Raw genomic sequence first — 24,942 nt, 5'->3', positions numbered from 1 at the left:
TTAAGCGGTCGCTTCGAAACCAAGTCGTTTCACTTCAGGATGAAGCATCACTCCATGGGCCATCTGTACCCGTTGCTGAATGAGGGTGATCATTTGATTGATGTCGGCAGCCGTGGCTCCACCAATATTGACGATGAAGTTGGCGTGAATGGGTGAGACTTCAGCTCCTCCAATGCGGTGACCTTTCAGACCCAGCGCTTCGATTAGACGACCAGCTTTGAGGGGTTCTGGGTTGCGAAAGACACTTCCGCAACTAGGCAATTGATAAGGCTGTGTCGTCGTGCGATGAGTGAGGTTTTGCTGTGTGATTTGATTGAGCTCCTTGTGATCATGCCCGGGGTCTAGGCGGAATCTGGCTGAGAGCACGACGAGTTTTTTTTCCTGCAAGAGACTTTGTCGGTAGGCGTAGTCAAGCTCTTGGCGGCTCAGTTCAAAAGGGCCCTCGCCATTGAGGTCGAGGACTTGTACAGATTCCAGCCAGTCGGCTGTGCAGCCGCCCTGGGCTCCAGCATTCATGACGGCTGCACCACCAACTGTTCCAGGAATCCCAACGGCCCATTCCAGGCCATGTAGGCCAGCCTTTGCGGCGCGTTTGGAAAGGTTGGGGATTGGTTCACCGGCCAAGGCTTCGACAATGCCAGTCTTTGGATCTAGGTCGCTCCCTTGGAGTTTGCGCATGCAAAGGCTCAGGCCCGGCAAGCCAGCGTCGTTGATCAGTAGGTTTGATCCTGCTCCGATGACTCGACAGGGCATCTTTTGTTCATAAGCCCAAGCAATCAGTGTCTGTAGTTCCTCCACGCTGCTGGGTGATGCAAACCATTCCGCAGGCCCTCCGACGCGCCAGCTCGTGAAGTTGGCAAGAGAAACCAGTGGTTGGGGCTTGATCCCCTTCACTAGGGTCAGGCTGCCAGGGAGGGTGGGCATCTCTTTGCGTTGTCAAGACATGTCAGTTGTCTCCATAGATTGTTGATATTGCCTGCACCCATGGCGAGGACTAGGTCATCTTTGAGGCTGTGTTTTTGCACCAATAGGGTTAGCTGATTAAAGTTTTCGGCTACGGCGACTGGCAGGCTGGGGTGTTGGATTCTGATCGCTTTAGCCAGGCTCTCACTCGTTGCTCCCTGAATAGGGTTCTCTCCGGCGCTGTAAACGGGTGCTAGCAGAACAGCATCCGCTTCACCGAGTGCCCTTGCGAAGTCGTAGAGAAATTCGTTTGTACGGCTGTATCGATGAGGCTGGAACACGGCCAAAATGCGTTTGGGTGGGTTCGGTAGTTGGCTACGACCACTAGTTACTATCAAGCGCGCCATTGTGAGTGTGGCGCTGACTTCGCTTGGATGGTGGGCGTAATCATCAACGATTTGGCGACCCTCCCAGGTGCCTCGGAAGTCGAAACGGCGCCCAGGAGGCTGCAGGTCAGCAAGACCTTGTTGCACGTCCTCAAAGGACAGTCCTTCGAGTCTGCAGGCTGCGATAGCTGCCATAGCATTGCTGAGGTTGTGAAGTCCGGGCATTGGCAGTGTGATTTGCCCCATCCGTTTGCCCTGCTCGTAAATGTCCGCAATTGTTTGATCGCCATTGAGGCAAATTGGTAAAGCTGCAAAATCAACACCCGCTGAGGTTTTGACTGACCACCAAGCTGTGGCATCGAAATGCTCCTTGAGGATTGGGCAGTCGAAGTTGGTCAGCAGTCGTCGGCAACCTTGGCCGAACCGCTTCATGGTGTTGATCAGTTCATCAAGATTGGCGTAGTGGTCGGTGTGATCTAACTCCAAGTTGGTGATTACGCCGAGCGTTGCCTGAAACTTGACGAGAGATCCATCAGATTCATCAGCTTCTGCTACTAGCAGTCGTCCTTTGCCCGCATGGCCATTGCTGTCGTAGTAAGGCACGACACCACCAATCACAGCTGTTGGGTCTTGATCGGTTGTGGCCAGCAGTGTTGTGAGCAGGGTGCTGGTTGTGGTTTTGCCATGGCTTCCGGCTACTGCAATAGATGGTTGTGCCTGAATCAAGGCAGCAAGGAGGTCTGAGCGATGCAAGATTTTCAATTGAGACAGCTTGGCTGCCTTGAGCTCAGGATTGCTCTTGGGAATGGCTGTGCTGATCACAACCAAAGGAAGGAGATCTACGTTGCTACAAATGGCATCGATGTTTGCGGCGCTCTGATCGCGGAAGACCCTTACTCCTTGAGCTCTCAGTTGCTCAACGGTAGTGTTTTCTCGTGAGTCGGAGCCGGAGACGATATGACCTCGATTCACCAGAATTAGAGCTAGTGCAGACATGCCGATGCCGCCAACACCTATGAAGTGGATGGGTTGCTGGCGGTTGAGCGTGCTGGTCAATGGGCAAAACCATAGGCTCAAAAGATAAGCCAGTCTTGGGCTAAAAGCCCGTCATTCTTATGTTTTGGAGAGGTCCGGCCGGGGTTGACCTTGTGCCAGGTATGGGCCGCCTCCTCATCCGGAACAGCGGAAAGTGCAACCTATTTCTGTATGATCGGCGGCCACTTCCCTTGCGGTTTCCCCGTTTTTGTTATGACTCTGCGTGTTGCGATCAATGGATTCGGCCGAATCGGTCGCAACTTCATGCGTTGTTGGCTAAGCCGTGGTGCGAACACGGGTATTGATGTGGTTGGCATCAATGTCACTTCTGACCCTAAGACCAATGCTCATCTGCTTAAGTACGATTCAATTCTTGGACAGATCAAGGATGCGGAGATCGGTTATACCGATGACACTTTTGTTATCAACGGCAAAACCATTAAGTGTTTTTCAGATCGCAACCCCTTGAATCTTCCTTGGAAGGAGTGGGGTATCGATCTTGTGATCGAGTCCACCGGGGTTTTCAATACTGATGTGGGGGCTAGTAAACACATCGAGGCTGGTGCGAAGAAAGTGATCCTCACGGCTCCAGGTAAAGGAGATGGTGTTGGCACATATGTCGTGGGCGTCAATGCTGATCAGTACCGTCACGGTGATTTCAATGTTCTCAGTAATGCCAGCTGCACAACCAATTGCCTGGCACCAATCGTGAAGGTGCTTGATCAGACCTTTGGGATCAATAAGGGCCTGATGACGACGATTCATAGCTACACCGGTGATCAGCGGATCCTCGATAACAGCCATCGTGATCTTCGCCGTGCTCGTGCGGCAGCCATGAATATTGTTCCGACCTCAACTGGCGCTGCCAAGGCTGTGGCTTTGGTTTATCCACAGATGAAGGGCAAGCTCACGGGTATTGCCATGCGTGTACCAACCCCAAACGTTTCAGCGGTAGATCTAGTTTTTGAGTCTGGTCGTTCCACGACTGCTGAAGAAGTGAATGCTGCACTCAAATCGGCTTCTCAGGGTGGCATGAAGGGAATCATTAAATATGGTGATCTTCCTTTGGTTTCTAGTGACTACGCCGGTACTAATGAATCCACCATCGTTGACGAGGATCTCACGATGACTATTGGCGACAATTTGGTGAAAGTGGTTGCTTGGTATGACAACGAGTGGGGTTATAGCCAGAGGGTTGTCGATCTCGCTGAGATTGTGGCCAAGAATTGGAAGTGATCTTTCAGAGGATTACTACCTTTCTGAGCTTCTAGCTTCTTTTTGAGTTATAAACCCCTCCTATTAGCGAGGGGTTTGTGCTCTTTCTTTATTGGAAATGTTTGAAGCTTGAGAAGTTGCTCACTTCTCCTTTGCCATGCGCCCATTCCACCCGAGGTGGGCCTTGTTCCATGACACCAATGACTTGGCTTGATGGAAGAACTTGCAGCCAAGCGGTGGCCCATTTCGGTGGCAGGCTGAGAATAAGTTCAAAGTCTTCTCCGCCGTTTAGGCACCAGCTATCCCAGTGTTGGCCTAGTGGCCAGTCAGGGTCTTTGGGTAGGCCTGTTGGATCAAGAATCGCCCGGCAACCGCTGCTTCTGCAAAGGCCTTGAACCGCTGCCAGAAGTCCGTCACTACTGTCGGTGCCCCCAGCTCGCCATGGAAGTTCAGCAGGCTTACAGGTTTGAAGAGCGTGGAGTGCCTTCAGGCATGGTTGAGGGTGTTGATGAGCTTCTATCGCTTTTTGTTTGAGTTTGTCTGGCAGCAGGGCTGCTTCTATCAGTGGATCTGAGCGAAGTAGGGCCAGGCCAAGACGGCTGAGGCCATGGGGACCACTGACGACAAGAGAATCTCCAGGTTGGGCTTGGGTGCGGTGCAACCGTACTGGCCCGAGAGTGCCCAGGGCGGTGATTGCGAGTAGTCGTTGATCCCCTCGGGAACAGTCGCCGCCCAGCAAGGTCCCCCCAAACTGTTTCAATGCGGCTTCTATGCCTAAATAAACCTTCTCTACCCAGTCCCAGGGGGTCTCTGGAGGGACTACAAGTCCGACAGTGATACCCAGGATCTGATCAACGCCACTGGCTGCTAGGTCGGAAAGGTTGGCGGTTACGCAACGCCAACCAACATCTTTTGGAGTCGTGGTGTCTTCGCTGAAGTGAATGCCTTCCACCATGACATCGGTATTAATGAGGAGTTCTCCCTCATTGGTGTGGACTTGCGCTGTGTCGTCGTCAAGTTGGCCAGCAGGAGCAAAGCGGGCTAGTCGATTCAGTAGTTCGTTTTCACCAAGTTGGGCTAGGGTTTCGCCCATACACAAGTCCTCAGGCGTGGGGCTTCAGCCGATCAGCTCCATCGACAACTTTGATCGATAAGATTTGATCACCAATTTCGAGTTTTTTAAGTAACTCGGTACCTTCAACGACATAGCCAAAGGCTGCATTGCGGCCATCCACCAAGTTGAGACCAGCTGGAGTTAATTCTGCATCATAGAGAAATAGAAAGAACTGGGAGGAACCGTCGTCTATAGCCTGGTCGGAATGGGCCCATCCGAGTGTGCCAAGGGCGGCGAATGGAAGGACTGGTGTGGCTTTGTAAAGACCGATGTCTTCAAAGGTTTGGTTGTAAAAAGGAGTTGGTTCCTCTGGAATACGGATTTCCAGAGGAACTTGACGTTCTTTCTTGGTTGTTGGGTCGATGTATCCGCTTTCAGGTCCTGTGGGGTCACCGCTTTGTAGTACGTAATTGTCTTCAGCGCGTGTGAATGGCAATCCGTCATAAAAGCCTTTGAGAGCTAGGTCTACGAAGGCGCCGGCTGTTAGCGGGGCGTTGTAGCCATCAATCACAGCAGTGATGTTCCCTTTTGTGGTTTTGATCGATACAGTTGCTCTTCCGAGAAGCCGCGGTAGTGAGTTGAATTCCTCAGGGATGGTGTAAGGAAAATCATTCACCAATAGCGCTTCTAGATCACCGATCTGCTTGAGACTTTCGCGACGTAGGTCGATGAAGCGATCTACGTTTTGATTACTGGCTGCATCCCCCAGGGCCTGGACCGTTTCTCCCAAGGATTCCAAAAGTGCTTCACCCTTTTCTCGAGATGCTTCTGGGATGGCTGCGAGGATGCTCTTTTTGCGGGTTATTACTAGGAACTGACTAGAAGAAGCAGCTTCGTTTAGCGCAACCCAGCGATTGCCCTTTGAAGACCCAACCACTTTGCTAGTGGCCTCAAGGGTGGCTTGCATTTGGCGGAGATCTTTTTGTTCGATTGGTAGGGCATTTCGCAGGATTGCGGCACCATCGGTCACTGCACTTCCAGCTGGTAGAGCAGCCAGAACAGGATCACCCCAATTCAGCAAAAGTACTGCGAGCACTGTGATCAGGCTGGTCAGTAGAGGAGTATTTGGCATGTGGAACTCTTCTTGTGCTGGGACTTTGGCACAGCCGTATGATCCATCTGATCCGTTCAGCGGGAATGATCTCAAGTAACGACTTCCGCACTGGCACCTCGATTGAATTAGACGGTTCTGTTTGGCGTGTAGTCGAGTTTTTGCATGTGAAACCGGGTAAGGGTTCAGCATTTGTGCGTACCAAGTTGAAGGCGGTGCAGAGCGGCAACGTGGTGGAAAAAACCTTTAGGGCTGGGGAGATGCTTCCGCAGGCCTTGCTTGAGAAGTCGACTCTTCAACACACTTATATGGAGTCCGGTGACTATGTCTTTATGGACATGTCTAGTTATGAGGAAACCAGGCTTACAGCGCAGCAGATTGGTGACAGTCGTAAATACCTCAAGGAAGGGATGGAGGTGAATGTGGTCTCATGGAACGGAAATCCTCTTGAGGTGGAGCTCCCCAATTCTGTGGTGCTTGAAATCACTGAAACTGATCCTGGTGTTAAGGGTGATACCGCTACCGGTGGCACTAAGCCCGCCATCCTTGAGACTGGGGCTCAGGTGATGGTTCCTTTGTTTCTTTCTGTGGGCGAGAAAATTAAAGTCGATACACGTAACGACAGCTACCTCGGTCGCGAGAACTAATGGCTATGCAGCTCGATCATGATCAACTGCACCAGTTGCTTGCAGCCTTGGCGGAAAGCGACATACAGGAATTTCGCCTTGAGGGAGATGATTTTCGTCTAGAGGTCAGGCGGAACATCCCTGCACCAGCAGTGGTGGCTCCGGTGATGCCATTGTCTTCGACCGTTGAGATGCCTTCACCGGCTCCAGAACCGAGAGTTGAGATGGTCGGACCTGGGACTCCGCCTCCAGCGGTACCAGGTTCAAGAACTGATTTCCTGGAGGTAACGGCACCGATGGTCGGCACGTTTTATCGTGCTCCTGGCCCTGGGGAATCCCCATTTGTAGAAGTTGGTAGTCGCATCGGTGTCGGTCAGATCGTGTGCATTTTGGAGGCCATGAAGTTGATGAATGAGTTGGAATCTGAAGTAAGTGGCGAGGTGGTTGAAATCCTTGTAGATAACGGCACGCCAGTTGAGTTCGGTCAGGTTTTGATGCGTGTTAAGCCTGGCTGATCAGCGTGATTCCGTGAGCTCCCAGGCGGCTTTTAGGGCGGCCAACATGCTGTCGGGTCTGGCACATCCCTTTCCGGCAATGTCAAAGGCGGTGCCGTGATCAGGTGAGGTACGTAGAAATGGAAGCCCAAGGGTGGTGTTGACGGCCGAGTCGAAAGCCAGCAGCTTCATTGGGATTAGACCCTGATCGTGGTATAAGGCCAGGATCCCGTCTGGGGTTTGGGCGCAAGGGATGCCATGCCAAGCCTTTGCAGCTGAAAGCCAACATGTGTCGGGAGGTAAAGGACCGTCTAGTTGGATCTCAGGGTGCTCCGTTTTCCATCTGTTCAGCATTGGGATCAACCATTTCAGCTCTTCATGGCCCAGTTGGCCTTGCTCGCCAGCGTGGGGATTGAGGCCTGCGACTGCAATGGATGGATCGGTTTTGAATCTTTGGCAGAATGCCTTGAGTACGTTGAGCTTCGCTCTAACCAACTCAGGGGTAAGCACTTGTGGGACTGCTGCTAGCGGGATATGGGTTGTTGCTAGCAGAGTGTTGAACCGCCAGCCGTTATGAGGTGAGATCGCGGTGAAGAGCATGGAGGCTTGATCAGCTCCCACCAGTTCTTTAAGTCGTTCGGTTTGACCGGGATAGTGATGGCCTGCTGCATGCCAGGCCTGCTTGGCAATAGGAGCGGTAACAAGGGCGCGGGCTCGACCCTTCAAGAGGAGTTCTGTTGCCTTTGTCAACCATAGAAAGCTTGCGGCTCCACTCTGTGCTGTGGGGTATCCAGGCTGAAGTGTGCTCTGCAGGGGTAGATCTTTGATGTCGAGGTTCTTTGGATTGGCTAGGGGAGAGATCCCTTGAGCTTGTAATTGGGCATAGGTCAGTTCTAGGCTTTTTCGACAGCCAACCAGCTGGGGATGCAGCTTTGATGGCAAGCTTGGTGAAGCGAGGGCCTTTAGGGTTACCTCCATCCCGATGCCAGCGGGATCGCCGATGGCGATAACGATAAGTTGATTAGCGTCAAAGCCTTCAGAAGGCATAGCCATGATGCGCTGGTTGCTGCTTGGTTTGCTGTTGTTTGGTCTTGGTACCGGGTTGCGGAATGGTTGGTTGGTGGTGCATTGGAGTCAGTTTTTGCGCGATGCCGGGTTGACATTTATCGATCCAGAGAAGCCCTTTAATGGGAACGAGTTCATTCTTGGTGGTCCGGATCGGGAACGTTCAACAACTAAGGAAAATTCGTCTGTGAGACCTTGAAACCTTCTGCCAGATAACAGTCTCTAAGGCCGGATTGATAGTTGGGATGCATCAGGGAATAGCCAAGCTCGCGGCATAAGAGCTGATTGCTAACCCTGCGATTCTCTTGCCAGAAGGAGAGTGCCATGGGATTCATCTGTGCAGCGGCAACTGCAAATGGCTCAATTTCGGGTAGGGACTTTCCAAGTAGTTGGGCGGCGAACCCGAGTACGTCTGTATAAGCTGTTGGCATGTCATCGGTGACGTTGATCACGATGGGTCGCTGTCCATCAGCAGCGCATTGGATTAGGTGCAGGATGGCGCCTGCAATGTCATCGACATGAATTCTTGAAAACACCTGGTTGGGCTTATGGATCATTCTGCTTTGACCTGTGTTGACGTTTTTAAGCACTGAGCGGCCTGGTCCGTAGATGCCAGGCAGTCGCAGAATCTGCAGGGGTAATCCCGAAGCTTGCCAGGCCTCTTCACAGGCCAATCTTCTTTTGCTCCGTGCTTGTTGAGGCTGAGGGTGATCGATTTCTGTGACCCAGCGTCCTTGGCGATCTCCGTAAACCCCTGTGGTGGAGAGATAGCCAACCCATTGCAATGGCAACGCTTTGAGCTGGTCGCCCAAGCATGTCAGTACTGGATCTTTCCCATCGGCTGCTGGCGGTATGCAGCTGAGTAAATGAGTGACTCCTTCTAGAACTTTTGTGGCTGGCAACAGCTTGGTGGCACTATCAAATGCGATGTCTGCGTCTGGGCTGTTGATGTCTCTGCGGCTGCAGATAGCAGTGCTGCCAAGTGCTCTCGCTAGAGCCACTACATGCTGGCCACTGAATCCTCCACCGAGAACCAGCAACTTTGAGCCGGTGGGGAGAGGCGGACTCCGCTTGACAAGTTCTGTGAGCATGAGTACAAATGTATTATATTCCAGATTTGGTCATGGCGAGCTCCTATTTGCGCGCTTCCGCGATTTCAGTATCCATGCTGCCGCGTCGGGCATGTCCAAGGATCGTTCAAGGTCGGCAGATCAGTTCGGTTTTTCATTTTGTCTTGCCTTTGGCTTTGTTGACAGGTGCGATGCTTCTCGCTCCGGAGCAACCTGAGCAGCAGGCTTCTATTTGCCAAAGAAATTACCCTGTGGTGGCCTGTCAGGTCTGGTGAGATTGGTTTAGGCCAGCTGGGGCATCCATTCTTCATCTTGGCTGATAACAGGAGCTTCTCTATGGTTGGGTTGGGTCCATTGAAGCAACCTTAAAGCCAGTCTGAGATCGCCATCCATCCAGGCGCGGATGGCCATTGCGCGTCGCGGATCATAGAAACGTTGGCGCCTATACCACTCGAAGGCATGGGCATCTGATTTGTCACCGTTACAGGAGAGACAGGCCGGAACGCAGTTTTGAGTAATACTTAAGCCACCGCGACTGAGAGGCAGAATATGGTCAATTGATTCAGAAGTTTTGCCGCAATAGATACAACTTTGAGCGGTATAGTTGTGAAGGGATTTTCTCCATCTTCGCACACGTAACTTGGGGCAGAGATCTTCGAGGAAAACCGCGTCCCTATTGTGCATCCGAGTGCCTCGGTTTTGTGCAGTGTGCCGCGCATGCTCTTTGAGTCAATGTGTCTAAATATCTATTTTGGCTTGCTTTGCGCTGCTTTTTACAGTGGCTGCTTTCGCTCTTGCTAGTAAGGCAATGGGGCGTAAATTAGGTGTTCCTTGAGCAGTGAAGCTCACGCCTAAATCGTCTTCCAGCTGTTATTTGGGTCTGACTGCGGCGGGTTTGGTCAAGGTGGCGTTCCCTTTCGATGCGGTGACTCAGGCTCAGCTTCGCAAAGTGAGGCCTCGTGGAATTTGGCGTGGTACTCGCCAGGGCTGGGAATTTCCTTTGGTTGCGGCTCAACATTTGCAGAGGCAGTTTGGCACACGTTTTTTGGTGCAGGACGACTTGGCTCAGTGGCTGAGTTGGTTCGAACAGCCTTTGCCACCGATGCCGCCCCATCGCGATCTCGTGAGCTATGCAGACCTTGAGGTTGTTTTGAAAGATGGTCGTAGACCTCTTCCTCATCAGTGCTCTGGAGCCCGTTGGTTGTTGGCGCGGCGCGGTGCAGTCTTGGCTGATGAAATGGGTCTTGGTAAGACTCTTACCTCTCTTTTGGCGGCTCGTGCCATGGTGAGATGTGCTGATGTACGGGTCATGGTGGTGGCGCCGGTGGGTCTTCATGACCACTGGCGCATCGAAGCTGCAAGTCTTGATTTGCCGGTATGCATCCATAGCTGGGCTCGTCTGCCTAGGGAATTGCCGGCGGCGGGAACGCTTCTGTTGGTGGATGAAGCGCATTTCGGCCAGTCCATCAAGTCAAGACGAACTCAGGCTCTTTTAAGGCTTGCGCGGCATCCGCGTTTAAGGGCTATTTGGTTACTCACCGGGACGCCGATGAAAAATGGTCGTCCTGATCAGCTTTATCCATTGCTGGCTGCCATTGATCATCCTTTGGCTCGAGATCAACGTAAGTTTGAAGAGCGTTTTTGTCAGGGTCACTGGCGAGATCAAGGTGGACAGCGACGCTGGCATTCACGTGGTGCGAGTGATCTCGATGCTCTAGGGAAGCTCACACGTCCATTGGTTCTGCATCGACGCAAGCAGACTTTGCTTGGCTTGCCCCCAAAACGTCGTCAAGAGCATCGGGTTGTCCTTACAGAGTCGGAGTCTCGTGGTTTTGACCATCGTCTAGCTCTTGTCACTGACAACTATCGCCATCGTGTTCAGCAGGGTTTGGTGCGTTCAGATGCGGAATCGCTCGCGGTGCTTACGGCTTTGCGCCAGATTGCAGCGGAGTTCAAGCTGCCAGCAGTGGAGACTGTTGTGGCAGCACTTCTTGCTGAGGGGCAAGCTGTTGTCCTTTTCAGCAGTTTTGTTGGTCCTTTGTTGCTTTTGCAGCAACGCTTAGGGGGTGAGTTGTTAACTGGTCGTCAGCGTCCAGGCCAGCGTCAAGAAGCTGTAAATCGTTTTCAATCAGGGATGAGTTCCCTTTTGTTGGCAACCTATGCAGTAGGCGGGCTTGGTTACACCTTGCATCGCGCTAGGCATGTGGTTTTGCTTGAACGTCACTGGACACCTGGTGATGTGGATCAGGCTGAGGATCGTTGCCATCGATTGGGGATGGATGGTGGACTCACGAGTCACTGGTTCCAACTGGGTTTTGCAGATCAGCTGGTGGATGCTCTGATCGCAAGTAAGGCCGAGCGGATTGAGGTATTGCTTGGTTCTCGTCGTGTTGGACTCAAGCGTCAGCCTTTGCCAGTCATGTTGAGATGTTGCATGCAGGAGTCTTTACGCACGGTTAGTTCGTGACGCACCATCGGATCAGCTGACGCGCCTTGTTGATTCAGAAGCTTTAAACCTTTGGAGACATCTTCACAAGCCAAATTGGTTTGGCCAAGCAGGGTGTAGATCAGTGACCGGTCGTTGAGTGGTTCAGGGTCGTTTTGATGTTGGCTCACGACGCTATTGCAGCGCAGTAGGGCTTTGTCGAGTCCTTTGAGGTCAAGATTTTCCAAGCAAGCTTGGGACGAGATATTCGAGTCAGCAGATGGATTGGTTGGTGCTGAGCGACTGTTGCAGCTAAGACCGGAAAGCAGCAATCCGCTCAGAAATAGTTTGGCAAGGAAGCGAGGGAATTTAATAGCTGTAGTGCTGCTCATGATCTGTGCTTGAAGGAGTGGTGGTGTTGGTATTGCCAGAGCTATAGGAGTCGATGACAGTCTCATCACTACTTTCTTGATCAGCTACTGACAAAGAGTTTTTGCTATTTCCGAAGAGATCGCCAAGGTATTGACCGCAGTTTGGATAATTGCTGGGTTCATTGACCACTGCTTCAGTAATTAATACGGCAGCATGCTTTGGTGAGGTCTTGAAAAGGCTATTTCCCTGGCGTTTGATTAGGGCATAAGAGGCAGTCCAGCTCACCTCATGGTTATTGCCATTACTACGCATGAAGCAGTAGATCTGGGCTCCTTTGCTTGCGGCGTCAGTTGTTGCTGATTGGGCAGCTGTGCCAGAAAGACTGATTCCCACAAGGCCTAGCAGTGTGAGTGAAAGGGCAACTCGATTTCGATTTCGATTCATCGCTTGCAAGTCAACACAGTATTGATCAACTTATCGATTGAAACTGTCCTGTCCAGGTTTAATCAGGAATCAATGAGTCCTAATGGGGCCAATAGCTTCACCAGAAGGGGTAGTACCAAAAGTACGGTGATTAATCTCACAGCATGCAGGGTGGCGACTGCAGCACCGACGCCGAATTCCGCACCTACCAGACTCATGCCACTGATGCCTCCTGGGGCAGCGCCGAGGAGAGAAACCACAGGGTCAATACCTAGTAATCGACTGCTCCAAAGACCGATCACGATCCCAGTAAGTACAAGGGTCAGAGTGATCAGTAGGGCTGGTTTCCAGAGGCTTTGCAGCTCCCCTAGGGAGCTTTTGGTCAGGCCGGTACCGATCACCGTGCCGATCGCGATTTCAATTGCGGTGCGTGTTCCTGAGGGCCATTCAGCAACATCAAGGCGACCGCTCATGCTCACGAGCCCTGCACCTAAAAGAGCACCTGCAAGGGGTGCTGCTGGAATGCCAGTGCGCAATGTCAGCAGACCCAATGCTGTTCCTGCCATGAGATAAATCAGCAACGTTGCCAGAGAAGGCATGGGATCGATTTGAAAAAGTACAGATACTTTGAGCGCAAATGATTCTCCTCACCATCTGCCTAATGACTTGAGCCTTTATTCCTCATGTGTTGTCATCGGGACAAAGTATTTGTTTGTGGCTATGTCCTCGTCAGTTTCTTTTCGAATTACTCGTACTGCAGAAGACCTGGTTCAGACGATCACTGCTTTATCGCAGAGGCTCGTTAAATTGGAGCAGCGTCAGGAGGCTTTGGAGTTTCAGTTGAGACAGCAGAGCGAATCTCAGAGGATTCCGGCAGAGGAAATGGAGATGCTCGATGGGGTTGAGCAGCTCTTAAAACAGTGCCAGGAACTTCTTGATAGTTCTGATCAAGCTGAGGATCAAGCCCGAGAAGAACCTCAGTCTTGGTCAGGGGAACCAGACACTCTTGCGGCATGAGGGTGGCATCGGGTGCACAATAAAAAGAAAGGCATCCATGGCTTTAACCATTTCTGCCTCTGGCAAAGCTGGGGTTACCAGCTCAGTATTGTCACCGTTAGCGAGATCTTCTATCAGACTTCAGGCCTTCCATGAGGGGGGGCATCAGCTCGAGAAGCTTGAATTTGCATTGGCTGTTGCCGAAACACGTGGTGACCAGACTCGTGCGTCAGTCTTAAGAGCTCAGATCGAAACTATGGGAGGCAACATTGAGGAGCCAGGAACCTGATTTAGCCCCCTTATATTTTCTATACATATCAAATGGCTGATTTGGACAACAACATTTGCTGTTTTGATGCTCGATATTGCTTGTACTAGACAATTCGAGTTAAACTTTCAATCAAGGGGTTCAGCTGATCAGTCTTGACGTCTACTTTTTTGAGAACAACAGCGGGCACGAATTCCGCTTCTATTCAACGCGAGGTTTACTTGAAGGCCGCGAGTGGTTTTTTTGACCGAGCTTCTGCACAGGCTGAAGCGGGAGATTTTCAGGCTGCTGGCAGTTTGATTCTTAAGGCATTAGATCAGGAGCGTCGTGCAGGAGTGGTTGGTCCACAAGTTCTTCAATTAATCAAGCCCAGATCCTGAATTGGGATTGATTAATGCTTTGAATCCTATTTTCAATTAGACAGGGTTTTTGGTTTGTTAAATATGAAGAGTATTCTATGAACGTTGATTAATCCTTGGATAAGCGGGTGACCGGATTCGAACCGGCGACGTTCAGCTTGGGAAGCTGACATTCTACCACTGAATTACACCCGCATTTTATCAGTTTAGATCAGCTTGAGTTCGTTTTGTTGGCGAGCACTGTTATCTGAGAATTGCTTCTGCTGCTGCCAGGCCATCTCCCATGTTGCCTTTATGCAAGCCAAGAGATTGCAAGGTGGATTCGATTGCAGCTATGGCAGTGAGGATATCTCTATCACATACGAATCCAAGATGGCCGATACGGAAGACCTTCCCTTTTAGATGATCCTGTCCACCTGCTAGCAGGATGTCGAATTTCTCTTTGACAGTTTTGCGCAGTTGCTCTGCATCAACTCCCTCAGGTGCGACTGCGGTGATCGCTGGGCTGCCGTGTCCTTCAGCTGCATACAGGGGCAGGCAGATGGCCTTCATGCTGGCCTGAGCGGCTGCGCGGTGGCGGGCATGACGGTCAAAGATGGCTTCTAGTCCTTCTGATTGCATCATTCCCAGCGCAGATTCCAGTGCGAAGTAGAGATTCACAGCAGGGGTGAATGGATTGCTGTCTTGAGCGGCAGTTTTTCGGTAAGGCCCCAGATCGAGATAAAACTTCGGTAGATCCGATTGTTGATGTGCTTGCCAGGCTCGTTCACTCATGGCCACGAAGCTGAGACCTGGAGGCATCATGTATCCCTTTTGGGAACCGGAGGCAACCACATCTAGACCCCAAGAATCCATGGGTACATTGCAGGCCCCAAGGCTTGTCACGCAATCAGCGATGGTTAGTGCTTTGCCGTGAGTGCGGACATATTTGCTGATGGTTTCAAGGTCGTTAATGACCCCAGTTGAGGTTTCCGAGTGGGTGAGAATTACGGCTTTGATTGTTTTGCCATTGTCTGCTTCCAGTGCTCTTTTGAAGGCTTCTGGGTCTAACGGTTGTCCCCAGTCTGCTTTTATCACTTGTACGTCCAGGCCGTAAGCCTTAGCCAGCTTTACCCAGCGCTGTCCAAACTTGCCGTTGTCGCCGCAGAGAACCTTGTCGCCGTAGCTGAGGGTATTGATGATTCCTGCTTCCATCGCAGCGGTGCCGCTGCCAGTGATGACTAGAACATCTGATTTGGTCTGATGCAGCCAGCGCAGCTGCTCGGTGGTATGTCTAACGACGGCTTGAAACTCTCCACTGCGATGGCCGATGGGGTGGCGACCCATGGCTTTGAGTACTGTTTCGGGAACCGGTGTAGGACCCGGGATCATCAGGGTGAGTTTGTCCTGCACGGCCTAAGGCTTAGTAATGAACCAACCTAGAAAATACCTAAGCAAGGGTTTTTTATCGATCACGCCGATCCTGATTCAAGGGGGTTGACGCTCCCGGTTTGGGTCGCGGCTGCGGCCCGAGCTGCTACCGAAGCTTTGCTTGGAAGGCCTTTCAGTGCTTCTCAGTTGCTTGAATTGCCTGATCGCGACGAACCTTTTGCTGTGTCAGTCACCTCTGCCGCGGTTTTGGCTGGAGGTGAACAGGCTTTGGCAATCAGCCATTGCGATCCAGGTCCAGGTCTTGATCTCACAAGAGGTTTGGAGATTTGGGTGTTTGTTCAGTGGCAGGAGTTGGTTGTTGGTGTTGATGATGAGTTGAATGTTCATTCAGAGGCCTGGCTGAATCTCGTGGCAGGCAAGGGTGTTGGCACGCTGGGGTCCGGTGGAGAGGCGTGTGTGTCTCGATTTGCACGCGAGCTTTTGAGTCGTAATTTGTACCCCCTGGTGCCTTCGGGTCGAGGGCTGCAGTTGGAAGTTGTGTTGCCTAGGGGTAGAGATTTGGCAGCACGTACCAGTAATGCAGCTTTTGGGGTTGTGGATGGCTTGGCCTTGATTGGTACCCAGGCGGATGTGCAGGTCAGCGCCTCTCCTGATCAGTTGCAGCAGACCATTGAGCAACTACGTCGGCAAAGTGCCGCTTCAGATTTTTGTGGAGCAATGACTTTGGTGATTGGTGAGAATGGTCTTGATCTAGCTCGACAGTTGGGGTTGGCTGCTCAGCCGCTCCTCAAGATTGGCAATTGGTTGGGGCCTGTCATCGTGGCCGCGGCAGAGGCTGGGGTGGAGCAATTGTTGTTGTTGGGCTATCACGGCAAGTTGGTGAAGTTGGCAGGGGGGATTTTTCATACTCATCACCATCTGGCAGATGGTCGTTTGGAGGTGCTTGCGGCCATGGCTGTGCGTGAAGGATTGCCGTTGGATCTGATCCGGCAACTTGGCCAGGCTGATTCCATGGAGGCAGCATTGAAGATGCTGGAAGCTCAAGATCCAGAGCTGGTACGCAAGCTTTGGTATCGGCTGGCGGCAACAGTGGAGCATCGCAGCGCTGCCTACCTTGCCCGTTATGGCTCATGGTCGATCGCTATTGGGGCAGCTCTTTTCGATCGTCAGCGACGGTTGCGCTGGGCTGGTCCCCAAGGGTCTCAACAGTTGGCTGTCTTGGGAGTGACCCCTGAGGATTCACCAATAAGCCTTTCTCTACCCTGAACGTTCTGTTGGTTGACTCCAGAGGAGCTTTTTCGCTGATATGTCCAATTCCCAGTCTGAAGGTCAGCGCCAGCCGGCAATCGTCATTCTCGATTTTGGCTCTCAGTATTCAGAGCTGATTGCCCGTCGGGTGCGAGAAACAGAGGTCTACTCATTGGTGATGAGCTATAGCACCTCAGCGGATGAGCTTCGCCAGCTTGCCCCGAAGGGCATCATTTTGAGTGGCGGACCTAGCTCTGTGTATGCCGAGAGAGCGCCGCTTTGTGATCCGAACATTTGGGATTTGGGTATTCCTGTGCTGGGGGTTTGTTATGGCATGCAATTGATGGTGCAGCAGTTGGGTGGTCGGGTGGAAATGGCCACGGGCAAGGCCGAATACGGCAAGGCTCCTCTTGAAGTTGATGACCCGACGGATCTGCTCACCAATGTTGAGAATGGATCCACCATGTGGATGAGCCATGGTGATTCCGTGCGCGCCTTACCTGAGGGGTTTGTTCGGCTTGCTCATACAGCCAATACTCCTGATGCGGCGGTTGCTGATCACAATCGTCAGTTTTATGGCGTGCAATTTCATCCTGAGGTGGTTCATTCCACTGATGGGATGTCGTTGATTAGAAATTTTGTTTATCACATTTGTGGCTGTGAACCGGATTGGACTACGACCGCATTTATTGAAGAAGCCGTTAGCCAGGTTCGTTCTCAAGTCGGTGATAAACGGGTGTTGCTTGCTTTGTCCGGAGGAGTTGATTCCTCAACCTTGGCTTTTCTATTAAAAAAGGCCATTGGAGATCAGCTCACGTGCATGTTTATTGATCAGGGGTTTATGCGTAAAGGTGAGCCTGAGTTTTTGATGGATTTCTTTGATCGTAAGTTTAATATCAATGTTGAATATATCAATGCAAGACAACGGTTTATTTCTAAGTTGAATGGCATTGTTGATCCGGAAGAGAAACGTAAAATTATTGGTACCGAATTCATTCGAGTGTTTGAAGAAGAGAGTGCTCGACTTGGTCCATTTGATTACCTCGCCCAGGGGACTCTGTATCCAGATGTGATTGAGAGTGCTGGAACTAACGTTGATCGAAAGACCGGTGAACGGCTGGCTGTGAAGATCAAAAGCCATCACAATGTGGGGGGACTACCAAAGGATCTGCAGTTCAAGTTGGTGGAGCCACTTAGGCGATTGTTTAAAGACGAGGTGCGAAAAGTAGGCCTTGCTTTGGGCTTGCCGGAAGAGATTGTGCGACGTCATCCCTTCCCTGGCCCAGGTTTGGCGATTCGTATTCTTGGTGAAGTGACCGACGAGAAGTTGAATTGTTTGCGTGATGCCGATTTGATTGTTCGCGAAGAAATTCGCGATGCAGGTCTCTATCACGACATATGGCAGGCCTTTGCTGTGTTGCTGCCCGTGCGCTCTGTCGGGGTGATGGGGGATCAGCGCACTTACGCTTGGCCGATTGTTTTGCGTTGCGTGTCCAGTGAGGACGGCATGACAGCGGATTGGTCACGCATGCCTGATGAACTTTTGGAGCGTATCTCCAATCGAATTGTCAATGAAGTGAGCGGTGTAAACCGGGTTGTGCTTGACATCACCAGCAAGCCTCCCGGCACAATTGAGTGGGAATAGTTTAGGCATTGAATTTCTTTTCTCAACTCTAAATTGTGGCTTCAAGTTTTATTAGAGGTGATCCAGAATTATACATTCTGGTGTCAGTTTTAAGAGTCCTGCTATTTTATTTGGATTGAGAGTATTATGCGTCTTGGCTTTTGACAATTTTACACTTTTCTTGTCAATTGTCGTTCGAATCAGTTTATTTCATGCTGCTAATGATCAGCTTTGGCTTTCGCTCATTTGTTAACGATTGACGATGTGTTGATGGTGACAAAGATTCGACGATCTTTCTAGCGTCGAGTCTTCTTCTTCAACGCTCTCTGTGCTGACTTGGCTGCATGAGCTCAAATCATCTTCGAGAATGCTTTGCATCACTCAATATTTTTGATTAGCACCCTTGAAGTGAAAGTCGATTCTGTTGAGGTGATGAGGGACTGGTGAAGCTCAGAATGACTCGATAGCCTGGGCCACTGGCCTAGAGACTTTTGACCGTCGCCCAACAGCAGGACATACAGCTAGACCGCCGTTTGCAACAGGACAGCATTCAGTTTGCGGGTAAGACCGTTTATATCAACCCTTTCCTGTACTGGCGAAGGTTTGACAGCAACACCGATCGTTGGTTAAGGGAGCCCGGTCAGTTGGGTGAAGACCAGATCAGCCTCAATCGTGGTCGCTTTTACCCTGAGCTTGATTGGGCTCTGTTGGATGAGAGCCAAAGGGATATCAAGGATGCTGCTGTTGAGATGTTCCTGAAAAGTTTGGAGCTGATCGGCACTTTTCACCCTGAACTTACAGCTGGCCAGTTGCTTGAGGTCGAGCGCAAGATGGCGGTCACAAAGAAGCAGTCTTTTGAGCGCTGGGTCGAGAAGTCGTTTCGCAGGCGTTGCAAACAAGAGTCTCGTGAGCGCAAGCGCTTTGCTCGTGAGCGTTTTTGGCGGTCTTGGAGGGAATGGTTCAGCTTGGAGACAACGCATCATGCTGTGGGACCAATGGTGGCGTTATTGGTTTTGGCAGGTTTTGGGGGCTGGTCGATGGGAATGTCTCAAACGTCTTGCCCAACACTTTTGATCCCTTCCGAGCAAACTGTTGTTAGGTAGACCTTTGTGGCTTGCATGGCCGACGATTCGTTCGACAGCCTTCGCCTTTCCCTGATGCAGGATGCTCTTCCTGTGGGTTTGGCGATGGTTGATCGGGTCCGTCGTGGTGGAGCGAGAAAAATGGTGGAAGCTTTTACGGGCTCAAGTGATCCCCTCCAGGAGCTTCGTGTTGAAGGAGAAGCTGCTGCTCGATCAGTACGTGATCGATTAGATCAAGTAAGCCCAGGGCTGGGGAATCCTGTGATGGCAGTGAATGTGGCCGTTGATGATGTCGTTGTGAATTCCCCAGACCCTCAGGATCAGCAGATTTTGCTGGAGGTGCTGGCCAGGATTGAGGGACGGCTTGATGCTCTTCAGCTTCACCTGCAGCCAGATGTTGGCGAAAAATCGCCAACATCTGGCGTGGAACAAAGCTGACGTTGATGAGTGGATCGCGGCCTTTGGGACGTGCCAATCAGCGGCACAGTGGTTTAGGCCAGCAGCCCAAGGTCTTGCTTGCTCTGGTGCTTTTGTTTTGTGGCGCCATGGTGGCGCGGTTGACCTGGTTACAGCTGTTGGAAGGAGCTCGATACCGAGAGTTGGCAGATGAAAATCGGATTCGCTTGGTACCCCGTTCACCGATTCGTGGTCGGCTGCTCGATCGTCAAGGCCGTGTACTTGCCTCAAGCAAGCTCAGCTACAACCTTTATTTGCAGCCTCGATTGCTTAGTGATGGTAATTGGCCTGGGCTTCGTGACAGTCTTTCTCAGTTGCTCAATCTTCCTAAGCAGGATTTAGATCAACGCAGGCGACAGGGGGTTGGCACGGATGGCTATCGCATCACTTTGGCAACTGATTTGAAACCTGAGCAGGTGCTGCGTTTTCGAGAGCAGGCTCGCAGTTTTGAAGCGGCCCAGGTCGATGTGGATGTACTACGTCACTACCCGCACGGCACTTTGGCCGCCCATGTCTTGGGCTATACCCAGCCAATTACTGAAAAGGAGTTTAAGACTCTCGCTGATCAGGGTTATGAGATTAGAGATCGCATTGGCCGAATTGGAGTGGAGGCGGCCTATGAGCCTCATTTACGAGGGAAGTGGGGTGGTCAGATGCTTGAAGTCAACGCTATGGGAGAGGTGCAGCGCAGTCTTGGTGACAAGCCTTCACAGGCGGGTAAAGATCTCCTCCTCACACTTGACCTTGATTTGCAGTTGGCTGCTGAAAAGGCTCTTGAAGATAAGCCTGGCGGTGCAGTTGTAGCACTCGATCCTCGTAACGGTGCTATTCGCGCCATGGCTAGTCGCCCTGCCTTTGATCCCAACTTTTTCTCAAAACTGGTCACCACGCAGAAGGAGTACGACAAGCTTTTTGCTTCGTCGAGCAAGCCATTGCTCAGTCGGGCCATGAATGCCTATGACCCGGGGAGTACTTGGAAACCTGTTACAAGTATGGCGGGCATGGAGAGCGGCAAGTTTCTGCCTGATGTGCGTTTAAAGACGGCGGCATGCATCACTTATGGGGGGCATTGCTTCCCTGACCACAACGGTGCCGGATTTGGCACGATCGGTTATGAGGATGCGTTGCGCTTCTCCAGCAATACCTTCTTTTATCAGGTGGGTGTGGGTGTGGGTTCTAAGGCGCTTTATGAGGCCGCCATCAAGCTTGGTTTCGATGCCCGCACTGGGATTGAGATTGGCTATGAGGAGAGCAAGGGTTTGGTGGGCCATCAGGCCTGGGCGGCTAAAGGTCGGGGTTGGGCTGAAGCTGGAACGACTCCTTGGATTCCCGAGGACATGGCCAGCGCCTCGATTGGTCAATCTGTAGTTCAGATCACTCCTTTGCAACTTGCTCGCGCTTATGCCGTATTCGCCAATGGGGGTTTTTTGGTCACTCCTCATCTTGCAGATGGTGGGATCGACTGGACTTCATCACTGCGACGCATCAAGGTCGATATCAAGCCATCCACATTGGCGACGATTAGGCGTGGTTTGCGCAAGGTTGTGCAGGATGGGACTGGTTCAGGTCTCAATTTGCCCAACTTTCCGCAAGTGGCCGGCAAGACGGGCACTGCCGAGGACAGTACCGGTGGCTCTGATCACGCATGGTTTGCATGTTTTGCGCCATATCAGTCAGCAGAAATCGTCGTTGTTGCTTTTGCCCAGAACACTCCTGGTGGCGGTTCGGTCCATGCGTTGCCTATGGCACGGCAGGTGCTTCAGGCTTGGAATCGCACACGCTCTAGTTGAACTCACTGACTCGCAGAAAACACACTGATGTTTGGTCTCAGGCGGCCAGGTTGAGGGGTTGGCCGAGGATTGTTCTGTAGTAGCTCCGCAGTTGTTGCGTGGCACTGGCCCATCCCCAGCGTTCGGCTTCTTGACGGGCTGCTTTGCGCAGACCTTGACGCTCGAGATCGTTGCCGAGCAGTCGTCGGGTCGCATTGATCAGGCTGGTGGACCCTCCATCCACTCCATCCGGCTCGTAGAGACAGCCGTTGACTCCGTCGGTAATGATGTCTGGAATTCCGCCACGATTGGCTCCCACTACAGGACAACCTGCTGCCATTGCTTCCAGTAAAACGAGCCCAAGGGTTTCGGTGCTTGAGGGGAATAGAAAGGCATCCCCGCTTGCATATGCACTGGCTAGTTCTTCCCCTTCGAGATAGCCCACAAATGTTGTAGCAGTGCCTTCAAATGCTTTTTCCAGTTGCTGGCGGTGAGGTCCATCGCCTACTAGGGCCAATCGTGCCGCGGGTATGCGATCGAGAACGGGTTTGATGCGTTCGATTTGCTTTTCGGCGGAGAGCCGCCCTACGTAGAGAAGCAGGGCACCTTGATCGTCGTTTGTGTTCAAAAGGCGTAAGCGCATGGTTTCATTGCGCAGTTCCGGTCGAAAGAGTTCGGTATCCACACCGCGTTGCCACAGGGCGGTGTTTTGGATCCCTTTCTCGCTCAATTCAGACACCATTGCTGTTGAGGTGCAGAGATTGAGTACTGCTTGATTGTGGGCTGCCTTGAGAAGTTCCCAGAGCAAGGGCTCAAGCATGCCCATGCCGTAATGCTCTAGGTATTTCGGGAGGTGGGTGTGGTAGCTCGCTATTAGAGGGATTCCGTTGGTTTTGGCTAACCAAATTCCCCCAAGGCCTAGTACAGCTGGATTGACAACGTGTACGAGATCGGGCTCGAAGGTTTCTAGTGCTTCGGCAACGGCTGGTCTGGGCAGGGCAAGCTTCAGTTCCGGATAGAGCGGCAGTGGCATGGCTGGCACTCCTATCAATTCGGCTCCCATGTATTCGCTAGGACAGCCTTCCGGGCAGAACACCATCACTTCATCACCGGCTTCAACCAGGTGCTCCACCGTTTTGGTGAGTCGTGTCACGATTCCATCCACTTTTGGGAGGAAGGTCTCTGTGAAAAAGGCGATCTTCACTGGTTCAGCGGGTGGTGTGGGCAGGCTGTTTAGGAGGGGTGCTTGATGGCCTCAGCCTGGGTCGAAGTCCAGGCCGATACACATGGGATACGGCTGCGGTCGCAGCGGTCTGCCCAGCGTTTTGCCACATCGACTACTTCAGCAAGTAGGCCATCGTCGAGGGTGGTTGGTTTGAGTCCAAGTTCGATGAAGCAGCGGTTATCCACAATCAGATCATTCTCCACTGCTTCGTTGCGTGGGTTTGGAAGATGGTTTAGTTCTGCGCCGGTTAGGGCAGCTACCTTCTTGGCCAGTTCACCCACTTGGTGGCTCTCGGTCATTTGGTTGAAAATCTTGACTCGTTCGCCTTTGGCCGGTGGGTTTTCAAGAGCCAGTTGTACGCACTTCACAGAATCGCAGATGTGGATGAAGGCACGGGTTTGACCTCCTGTTCCATGGACAGTGAGTGGATAACCGATTGCTGCCTGCATCAGGAAGCGGTTGAGAACTGTGCCGTAGTCTCCGTCGTAATCAAAGCGGTTGGTTAGGCGTGGATCCCTAGCGGTTGCTTCAGTGTTGGTACCCCAGACGATGCCTTGGTGAAGGTCGGTGATCCTGATTTGGTCATTCTTGTTGTAGTAGAGGAAAAGCAGTTGATCGAGCGTCTTGGTCATGTGGTAAACACTTCCAGGGCTAGCTGGGTGAAGAATTTCTTCCTCGAAACGGCTGCCATCGGGCTGGGGCACTTCCACTTTGAGGTATCCCTCAGGAATGGTGGCTCCGCGGTGCGAGCCGTAGCCGTACACCCCCATCGTTCCCAGGTGCACGATGTGGATGTCGAGGCCGCTTTCAACGATGGCGGCGAGCAGATTGTGAGTGCCGTTGACGTTGTTATCGACGGTATAGCGCTTGGTGGAGCTGCTCTTCATCGAGTAGGGAGCTGCACGCTGTTCGGCAAAGTGAACCACCGCATCGGGTCGTTCAGTTTTGAGCATTGTCACCAATCGGTCGTACTGATGGGCGATGTCTAGGTGCTCAAAACGAATTGGCTTGCCTCCGATTTCTCGCCAGGCCCTGAGGCGCTCACCAATGCTGGTGATTGGTGTCAGTGACTCGACTTCAAGATCGATATCGATCTTGCGGCGGCTGAGATTGTCGACGATCAACACGTCGTGACCCCTATCAGCGAGGTTCACTGCACAAGGCCATCCGCAGAAGCCGTCGCCGCCGAGAACCAAAACTTTCAACTCAAACTCCTGCAGGAACGAGCAATTCGCTCAGTCAGGGCAAGCTACTACAAGGTTTTTCAGCTGATGGCGATCCTGACGATGATTAGGCATGTCACAAGCACGGCTCCACCGATGAGGAGCAGGCGAGTGTTGGCGTTGCTGCTGCCTTTTTCAGCTATCACTTCCATGCGGGGTTCTCTTGCAAAGGCGTTGAGTCGACCACCCTCTTCCTCGGTGACTTGCATGTACCACTTACAACTCGGCGGACCCTATGGACAGGATTGCTTGCAGGAGCTTTTCCGTTACGTTCCTTCATAATTGTTTAGTCTTGGCTTCCGTAATAATCCCTGTTGTCGGTGAGCTTGGCGACGCTGCGGCGCGTTCGGGTAGGCGACCTGATCTGTAAGCCTGCCTACCGGCCTGAATCGCCCAACGCATTGCTTCGGCCATGGTGATTGGATCTCCGGCTAAGGCAATGGCGCTGTTAACCAGCACTGCGTCGGCACCCATTTCCAGGGCCTGTGCAGCTTCACTGGGGACACCGATGCCAGCATCCACAACGACTGGCACTCGGGCGTTTTCAATGATTAGGGAGATGTTGGCGGCATTCCTCAGACCTTGACCTGATCCAATCGGTGAGCCCAGTGGCATGACCGTCGCACAGCCCACCTCTTCAAGGCGCTTAGCCAAGAGGGGATCGGCATTGATGTACGGCAAGACCTCGAAGCCTTCTTTGACCAATTGTTCAGCGGCCTCAAGGGTGCCGAAAGGGTCAGGTAGGAGGTGGCGGCTGTCGGGGATGACTTCGAGCTTGACGAAGTTGTTGTCCTCCTGGCCTGCAAGTTTGGCGAGTTCGCGGCCGAGTCGGGCTACACGAATGGCTTCCTCTGCAGTTGCACAGCCAGCGGTGTTGGGCAGCATCCATATTTTTGACCAGTCGATGGCTTCTATCAGGCCGGCGTGGCCTGATGCCATTGTTTGTACACGGCGGACTGCCACCGTCACCATTTCGCATCCTGAAGAGCGCAGACTTTCTTGCATCACCTTTAGGCTTGGGTACTTCCCTGTGCCTGTAAAAAGTCGGCTGTGGAAGTTGCGTTTGCCGATTGTGAGGAGGTCAGGTGAGGAGGGCGTCAGAACCATTGGCGCTGTTGAGGTTGTTGGAACGTCATCGCGGA

At 52.2% G+C, this 24,942-nt stretch carries 29 protein-coding genes and 1 tRNA gene; 14 read left to right on the top strand and 16 right to left on the bottom strand.

What is annotated here, in order from left to right:
* Positions 1–924 carry a UDP-N-acetylmuramate dehydrogenase gene (gene murB / locus PMIT1303_RS09750; RefSeq protein ID WP_063398551.1) on the bottom strand — a complete coding sequence of 308 codons (924 nt, stop codon included), beginning with the start codon at positions 922–924 and terminating at the stop codon, positions 1–3.
* Entirely contained in the window at positions 900–2,366 is a 1,467-nt protein-coding gene (gene murC, locus PMIT1303_RS09745; protein WP_063398550.1) for a UDP-N-acetylmuramate--L-alanine ligase, read from the bottom strand. The genes murB and murC overlap by 25 nt, the downstream gene beginning before the upstream one ends.
* A gap of 171 nt (positions 2,367–2,537) precedes the next feature.
* On the opposite strand from murC, the gene gap reads away from it, so the two are divergent.
* Positions 2,538–3,560, top strand: coding sequence for a type I glyceraldehyde-3-phosphate dehydrogenase (gap, locus tag PMIT1303_RS09740; RefSeq protein ID WP_041384819.1), 1,023 nt, complete (start codon positions 2,538–2,540; stop codon positions 3,558–3,560).
* Between the two features lie 88 nt (positions 3,561–3,648).
* On the opposite strand, the gene thiL is transcribed toward gap, so the two are convergent.
* Both thiL and PMIT1303_RS09730 read right to left on the bottom strand, forming a co-directional pair.
* Positions 3,649–4,632 (bottom strand): thiamine-phosphate kinase, encoded by a 984-nt coding sequence (gene thiL, locus PMIT1303_RS09735; protein WP_063398549.1) that lies wholly within the window; start codon positions 4,630–4,632, stop codon positions 3,649–3,651.
* 10 nt (positions 4,633–4,642) lie between these two features.
* Positions 4,643–5,725 (bottom strand): peptidylprolyl isomerase, encoded by a 1,083-nt coding sequence (locus PMIT1303_RS09730; RefSeq protein WP_063398548.1) that lies wholly within the window; start codon positions 5,723–5,725, stop codon positions 4,643–4,645.
* A 65-nt stretch (positions 5,726–5,790) separates the two neighbouring features.
* Here PMIT1303_RS09730 and efp point away from each other — a divergent pair, with 65 nt between their 5' ends.
* Together efp and accB are read left to right on the top strand one after the other, a co-directional pair.
* A complete protein-coding gene (gene efp / locus PMIT1303_RS09725; RefSeq protein ID WP_011129410.1) occupies positions 5,791–6,351 on the top strand; it encodes an elongation factor P in 561 nt (186 codons plus the stop codon).
* Positions 6,351–6,845, top strand: coding sequence for an acetyl-CoA carboxylase biotin carboxyl carrier protein (gene accB, locus PMIT1303_RS09720; protein WP_011129411.1), 495 nt, complete (start codon positions 6,351–6,353; stop codon positions 6,843–6,845). The genes efp and accB overlap by 1 nt, the downstream gene beginning before the upstream one ends.
* Here accB and pdxA read toward each other — a convergent pair whose 3' ends face one another.
* Entirely contained in the window at positions 6,846–7,877 is a 1,032-nt protein-coding gene (gene pdxA, locus PMIT1303_RS09715) for a 4-hydroxythreonine-4-phosphate dehydrogenase PdxA (RefSeq protein WP_011129412.1), read from the bottom strand. It lies immediately after the preceding gene.
* Here pdxA and PMIT1303_RS09710 point away from each other — a divergent pair.
* The gene (locus PMIT1303_RS09710; RefSeq protein ID WP_063398547.1) at positions 7,876–8,088 is read left to right on the top strand and encodes a hypothetical protein; all 213 of its coding nucleotides are present in this window, start codon (positions 7,876–7,878) and stop codon (positions 8,086–8,088) included. The genes pdxA and PMIT1303_RS09710 overlap by 2 nt on opposite strands.
* Here PMIT1303_RS09710 and PMIT1303_RS09705 read toward each other — a convergent pair.
* Positions 8,060–8,980, bottom strand: a complete 921-nt coding sequence (locus PMIT1303_RS09705) for an SDR family oxidoreductase (protein ID WP_063398546.1) — start codon at positions 8,978–8,980, stop codon at positions 8,060–8,062. The genes PMIT1303_RS09710 and PMIT1303_RS09705 overlap by 29 nt on opposite strands.
* Before the next feature lie 32 nt (positions 8,981–9,012).
* Between PMIT1303_RS09705 and PMIT1303_RS09700 the strand changes: the two genes are divergently transcribed.
* Positions 9,013–9,234 (top strand): serine protease inhibitor, encoded by a 222-nt coding sequence (locus PMIT1303_RS09700; RefSeq protein ID WP_231901438.1) that lies wholly within the window; start codon positions 9,013–9,015, stop codon positions 9,232–9,234.
* A gap of 7 nt (positions 9,235–9,241) precedes the next feature.
* Here the strand turns inward: PMIT1303_RS09700 and PMIT1303_RS09695 are convergent, their stop codons facing one another.
* Entirely contained in the window at positions 9,242–9,643 is a 402-nt protein-coding gene (locus tag PMIT1303_RS09695) for an HNH endonuclease (protein WP_011824726.1), read from the bottom strand.
* A 154-nt stretch (positions 9,644–9,797) separates the two neighbouring features.
* Between PMIT1303_RS09695 and PMIT1303_RS09690 the strand changes: the two genes are divergently transcribed.
* Entirely contained in the window at positions 9,798–11,426 is a 1,629-nt protein-coding gene (locus PMIT1303_RS09690) for a DEAD/DEAH box helicase (protein ID WP_197459813.1), read from the top strand.
* Here the strand turns inward: PMIT1303_RS09690 and PMIT1303_RS09685 are convergent.
* The 3 genes from PMIT1303_RS09685 to PMIT1303_RS09675 form a co-directional block, all read right to left on the bottom strand.
* On the bottom strand, positions 11,363–11,776 hold the full coding sequence (locus PMIT1303_RS09685) for a hypothetical protein (protein WP_063398544.1): 414 nt from the start codon (positions 11,774–11,776) through the stop codon (positions 11,363–11,365). The two genes, PMIT1303_RS09690 and PMIT1303_RS09685, sit on opposite strands and share 64 nt — an antisense overlap.
* Positions 11,754–12,200 (bottom strand): DUF6554 family protein, encoded by a 447-nt coding sequence (locus tag PMIT1303_RS09680; RefSeq protein ID WP_063398543.1) that lies wholly within the window; start codon positions 12,198–12,200, stop codon positions 11,754–11,756. The genes PMIT1303_RS09685 and PMIT1303_RS09680 overlap by 23 nt, the downstream gene beginning before the upstream one ends.
* 62 nt (positions 12,201–12,262) lie before the next feature.
* Positions 12,263–12,778 (bottom strand): AbrB family transcriptional regulator, encoded by a 516-nt coding sequence (locus tag PMIT1303_RS09675; RefSeq protein ID WP_011824729.1) that lies wholly within the window; start codon positions 12,776–12,778, stop codon positions 12,263–12,265.
* A 121-nt stretch (positions 12,779–12,899) separates the two neighbouring features.
* Here PMIT1303_RS09675 and PMIT1303_RS09670 point away from each other — a divergent pair, with 121 nt between their 5' ends.
* The 3 genes from PMIT1303_RS09670 to PMIT1303_RS09660 all read left to right on the top strand — a co-directional run bounded on the left by PMIT1303_RS09670 (position 12,900) and on the right by PMIT1303_RS09660 (position 13,823).
* The gene (locus PMIT1303_RS09670) at positions 12,900–13,196 is read left to right on the top strand and encodes a hypothetical protein (protein WP_063398542.1); all 297 of its coding nucleotides are present in this window, start codon (positions 12,900–12,902) and stop codon (positions 13,194–13,196) included.
* Between the two features lie 37 nt (positions 13,197–13,233).
* Positions 13,234–13,464, top strand: a complete 231-nt coding sequence (locus PMIT1303_RS09665; protein WP_063398541.1) for a hypothetical protein — start codon at positions 13,234–13,236, stop codon at positions 13,462–13,464.
* A 134-nt stretch (positions 13,465–13,598) separates the two neighbouring features.
* Positions 13,599–13,823 carry a hypothetical protein gene (locus PMIT1303_RS09660; RefSeq protein WP_011129421.1) on the top strand — a complete coding sequence of 75 codons (225 nt, stop codon included), beginning with the start codon at positions 13,599–13,601 and terminating at the stop codon, positions 13,821–13,823.
* 102 nt (positions 13,824–13,925) lie between these two features.
* Here PMIT1303_RS09660 and PMIT1303_RS09655 read toward each other — a convergent pair.
* Both PMIT1303_RS09655 and PMIT1303_RS09650 read right to left on the bottom strand, forming a co-directional pair.
* A tRNA-Gly gene (locus PMIT1303_RS09655) sits at positions 13,926–13,997 on the bottom strand.
* A 48-nt stretch (positions 13,998–14,045) separates the two neighbouring features.
* On the bottom strand, positions 14,046–15,194 hold the full coding sequence (locus PMIT1303_RS09650) for an alanine--glyoxylate aminotransferase family protein (RefSeq protein WP_063398540.1): 1,149 nt from the start codon (positions 15,192–15,194) through the stop codon (positions 14,046–14,048).
* An 84-nt stretch (positions 15,195–15,278) separates the two neighbouring features.
* Here PMIT1303_RS09650 and cbiD point away from each other — a divergent pair, with 84 nt between their 5' ends.
* The 5 genes from cbiD (at position 15,279) to mrdA (ending at position 21,373) form a co-directional block, all read left to right on the top strand.
* Positions 15,279–16,439 (top strand): cobalt-precorrin-5B (C(1))-methyltransferase CbiD, encoded by a 1,161-nt coding sequence (gene cbiD, locus PMIT1303_RS09645; protein WP_063398539.1) that lies wholly within the window; start codon positions 15,279–15,281, stop codon positions 16,437–16,439.
* A 40-nt stretch (positions 16,440–16,479) separates the two neighbouring features.
* Positions 16,480–18,066, top strand: coding sequence for a glutamine-hydrolyzing GMP synthase (gene guaA / locus PMIT1303_RS09640; protein ID WP_063398538.1), 1,587 nt, complete (start codon positions 16,480–16,482; stop codon positions 18,064–18,066).
* A 470-nt stretch (positions 18,067–18,536) separates the two neighbouring features.
* Positions 18,537–19,148: a hypothetical protein gene (locus PMIT1303_RS09635; protein ID WP_063396519.1), complete on the top strand. Its 612-nt coding sequence runs from the start codon at positions 18,537–18,539 to the stop codon at positions 19,146–19,148.
* A 15-nt stretch (positions 19,149–19,163) separates the two neighbouring features.
* Positions 19,164–19,565, top strand: a complete 402-nt coding sequence (locus tag PMIT1303_RS09630; RefSeq protein ID WP_063398537.1) for a hypothetical protein — start codon at positions 19,164–19,166, stop codon at positions 19,563–19,565.
* Positions 19,566–19,570: 5 nt separating this feature from the next.
* A complete protein-coding gene (gene mrdA / locus PMIT1303_RS09625) occupies positions 19,571–21,373 on the top strand; it encodes a penicillin-binding protein 2 (RefSeq protein WP_063398536.1) in 1,803 nt (600 codons plus the stop codon).
* Positions 21,374–21,410: 37 nt separating this feature from the next.
* On the opposite strand, the gene PMIT1303_RS09620 is transcribed toward mrdA, so the two are convergent.
* The 4 genes from PMIT1303_RS09620 to PMIT1303_RS09605 all read right to left on the bottom strand — a co-directional run bounded on the left by PMIT1303_RS09620 (position 21,411) and on the right by PMIT1303_RS09605 (position 24,907).
* Positions 21,411–22,556, bottom strand: coding sequence for a glycosyltransferase family 1 protein (locus PMIT1303_RS09620; RefSeq protein WP_063398535.1), 1,146 nt, complete (start codon positions 22,554–22,556; stop codon positions 21,411–21,413).
* 29 nt (positions 22,557–22,585) lie between these two features.
* Positions 22,586–23,782 (bottom strand): NAD-dependent epimerase/dehydratase family protein, encoded by a 1,197-nt coding sequence (locus PMIT1303_RS09615; protein WP_063398534.1) that lies wholly within the window; start codon positions 23,780–23,782, stop codon positions 22,586–22,588.
* Positions 23,783–23,841: 59 nt separating this feature from the next.
* Positions 23,842–24,009, bottom strand: a complete 168-nt coding sequence (psb34, locus tag PMIT1303_RS09610; protein WP_063398533.1) for a photosystem II assembly protein Psb34 — start codon at positions 24,007–24,009, stop codon at positions 23,842–23,844.
* A 67-nt stretch (positions 24,010–24,076) separates the two neighbouring features.
* On the bottom strand, positions 24,077–24,907 hold the full coding sequence (locus tag PMIT1303_RS09605) for a thiazole synthase (protein ID WP_063398945.1): 831 nt from the start codon (positions 24,905–24,907) through the stop codon (positions 24,077–24,079).
* Positions 24,908–24,942 lie beyond the last annotated feature (35 nt).

The organism is Prochlorococcus sp. MIT 1303 (assembly GCF_001631965.1).
Lineage (GTDB): Bacteria > Cyanobacteriota > Cyanobacteriia > PCC-6307 > Cyanobiaceae > Prochlorococcus > Prochlorococcus marinus_D.
The sequence above is the reverse complement of the archived record's forward strand: the minus strand, read 5'-3'. Positions and strand labels throughout refer to the sequence as shown.

Bases quoted from the DNA above. Each gene is read 5' to 3' on its own strand.
- pdxA (WP_011129412.1), bottom strand. From the start codon at position 7,877: ATGGCTATGCCTTCTGAAGGCTTTGACGCTAATCAACTTATCGTTATC.
- PMIT1303_RS09710 (WP_063398547.1), top strand. From the start codon at position 7,876: ATGATGCGCTGGTTGCTGCTTGGTTTGCTGTTGTTTGGTCTTGGTACC.
- mrdA (WP_063398536.1), top strand. From the start codon at position 19,571: ATGAGTGGATCGCGGCCTTTGGGACGTGCCAATCAGCGGCACAGTGGT.
- guaA (WP_063398538.1), top strand. From the start codon at position 16,480: ATGTCCAATTCCCAGTCTGAAGGTCAGCGCCAGCCGGCAATCGTCATT.
- PMIT1303_RS09605 (WP_063398945.1), bottom strand. From the start codon at position 24,907: ATGGTTCTGACGCCCTCCTCACCTGACCTCCTCACAATCGGCAAACGC.
- PMIT1303_RS09670 (WP_063398542.1), top strand. From the start codon at position 12,900: ATGTCCTCGTCAGTTTCTTTTCGAATTACTCGTACTGCAGAAGACCTG.
- PMIT1303_RS09705 (WP_063398546.1), bottom strand. From the start codon at position 8,980: ATGCTCACAGAACTTGTCAAGCGGAGTCCGCCTCTCCCCACCGGCTCA.
- PMIT1303_RS09685 (WP_063398544.1), bottom strand. From the start codon at position 11,776: ATGAGCAGCACTACAGCTATTAAATTCCCTCGCTTCCTTGCCAAACTA.
- psb34 (WP_063398533.1), bottom strand. From the start codon at position 24,009: ATGCAAGTCACCGAGGAAGAGGGTGGTCGACTCAACGCCTTTGCAAGA.
- accB (WP_011129411.1), top strand. From the start codon at position 6,351: ATGGCTATGCAGCTCGATCATGATCAACTGCACCAGTTGCTTGCAGCC.
- PMIT1303_RS09630 (WP_063398537.1), top strand. From the start codon at position 19,164: ATGGCCGACGATTCGTTCGACAGCCTTCGCCTTTCCCTGATGCAGGAT.
- gap (WP_041384819.1), top strand. From the start codon at position 2,538: ATGACTCTGCGTGTTGCGATCAATGGATTCGGCCGAATCGGTCGCAAC.
- PMIT1303_RS09700 (WP_231901438.1), top strand. From the start codon at position 9,013: ATGGCGAGCTCCTATTTGCGCGCTTCCGCGATTTCAGTATCCATGCTG.
- PMIT1303_RS09695 (WP_011824726.1), bottom strand. From the start codon at position 9,643: ATGCACAATAGGGACGCGGTTTTCCTCGAAGATCTCTGCCCCAAGTTA.
- PMIT1303_RS09675 (WP_011824729.1), bottom strand. From the start codon at position 12,778: ATGCCTTCTCTGGCAACGTTGCTGATTTATCTCATGGCAGGAACAGCA.
- murB (WP_063398551.1), bottom strand. From the start codon at position 924: ATGCCCACCCTCCCTGGCAGCCTGACCCTAGTGAAGGGGATCAAGCCC.
- PMIT1303_RS09730 (WP_063398548.1), bottom strand. From the start codon at position 5,725: ATGCCAAATACTCCTCTACTGACCAGCCTGATCACAGTGCTCGCAGTA.
- efp (WP_011129410.1), top strand. From the start codon at position 5,791: ATGATCTCAAGTAACGACTTCCGCACTGGCACCTCGATTGAATTAGAC.
- PMIT1303_RS09680 (WP_063398543.1), bottom strand. From the start codon at position 12,200: ATGAATCGAAATCGAAATCGAGTTGCCCTTTCACTCACACTGCTAGGC.
- thiL (WP_063398549.1), bottom strand. From the start codon at position 4,632: ATGGGCGAAACCCTAGCCCAACTTGGTGAAAACGAACTACTGAATCGA.
- PMIT1303_RS09665 (WP_063398541.1), top strand. From the start codon at position 13,234: ATGGCTTTAACCATTTCTGCCTCTGGCAAAGCTGGGGTTACCAGCTCA.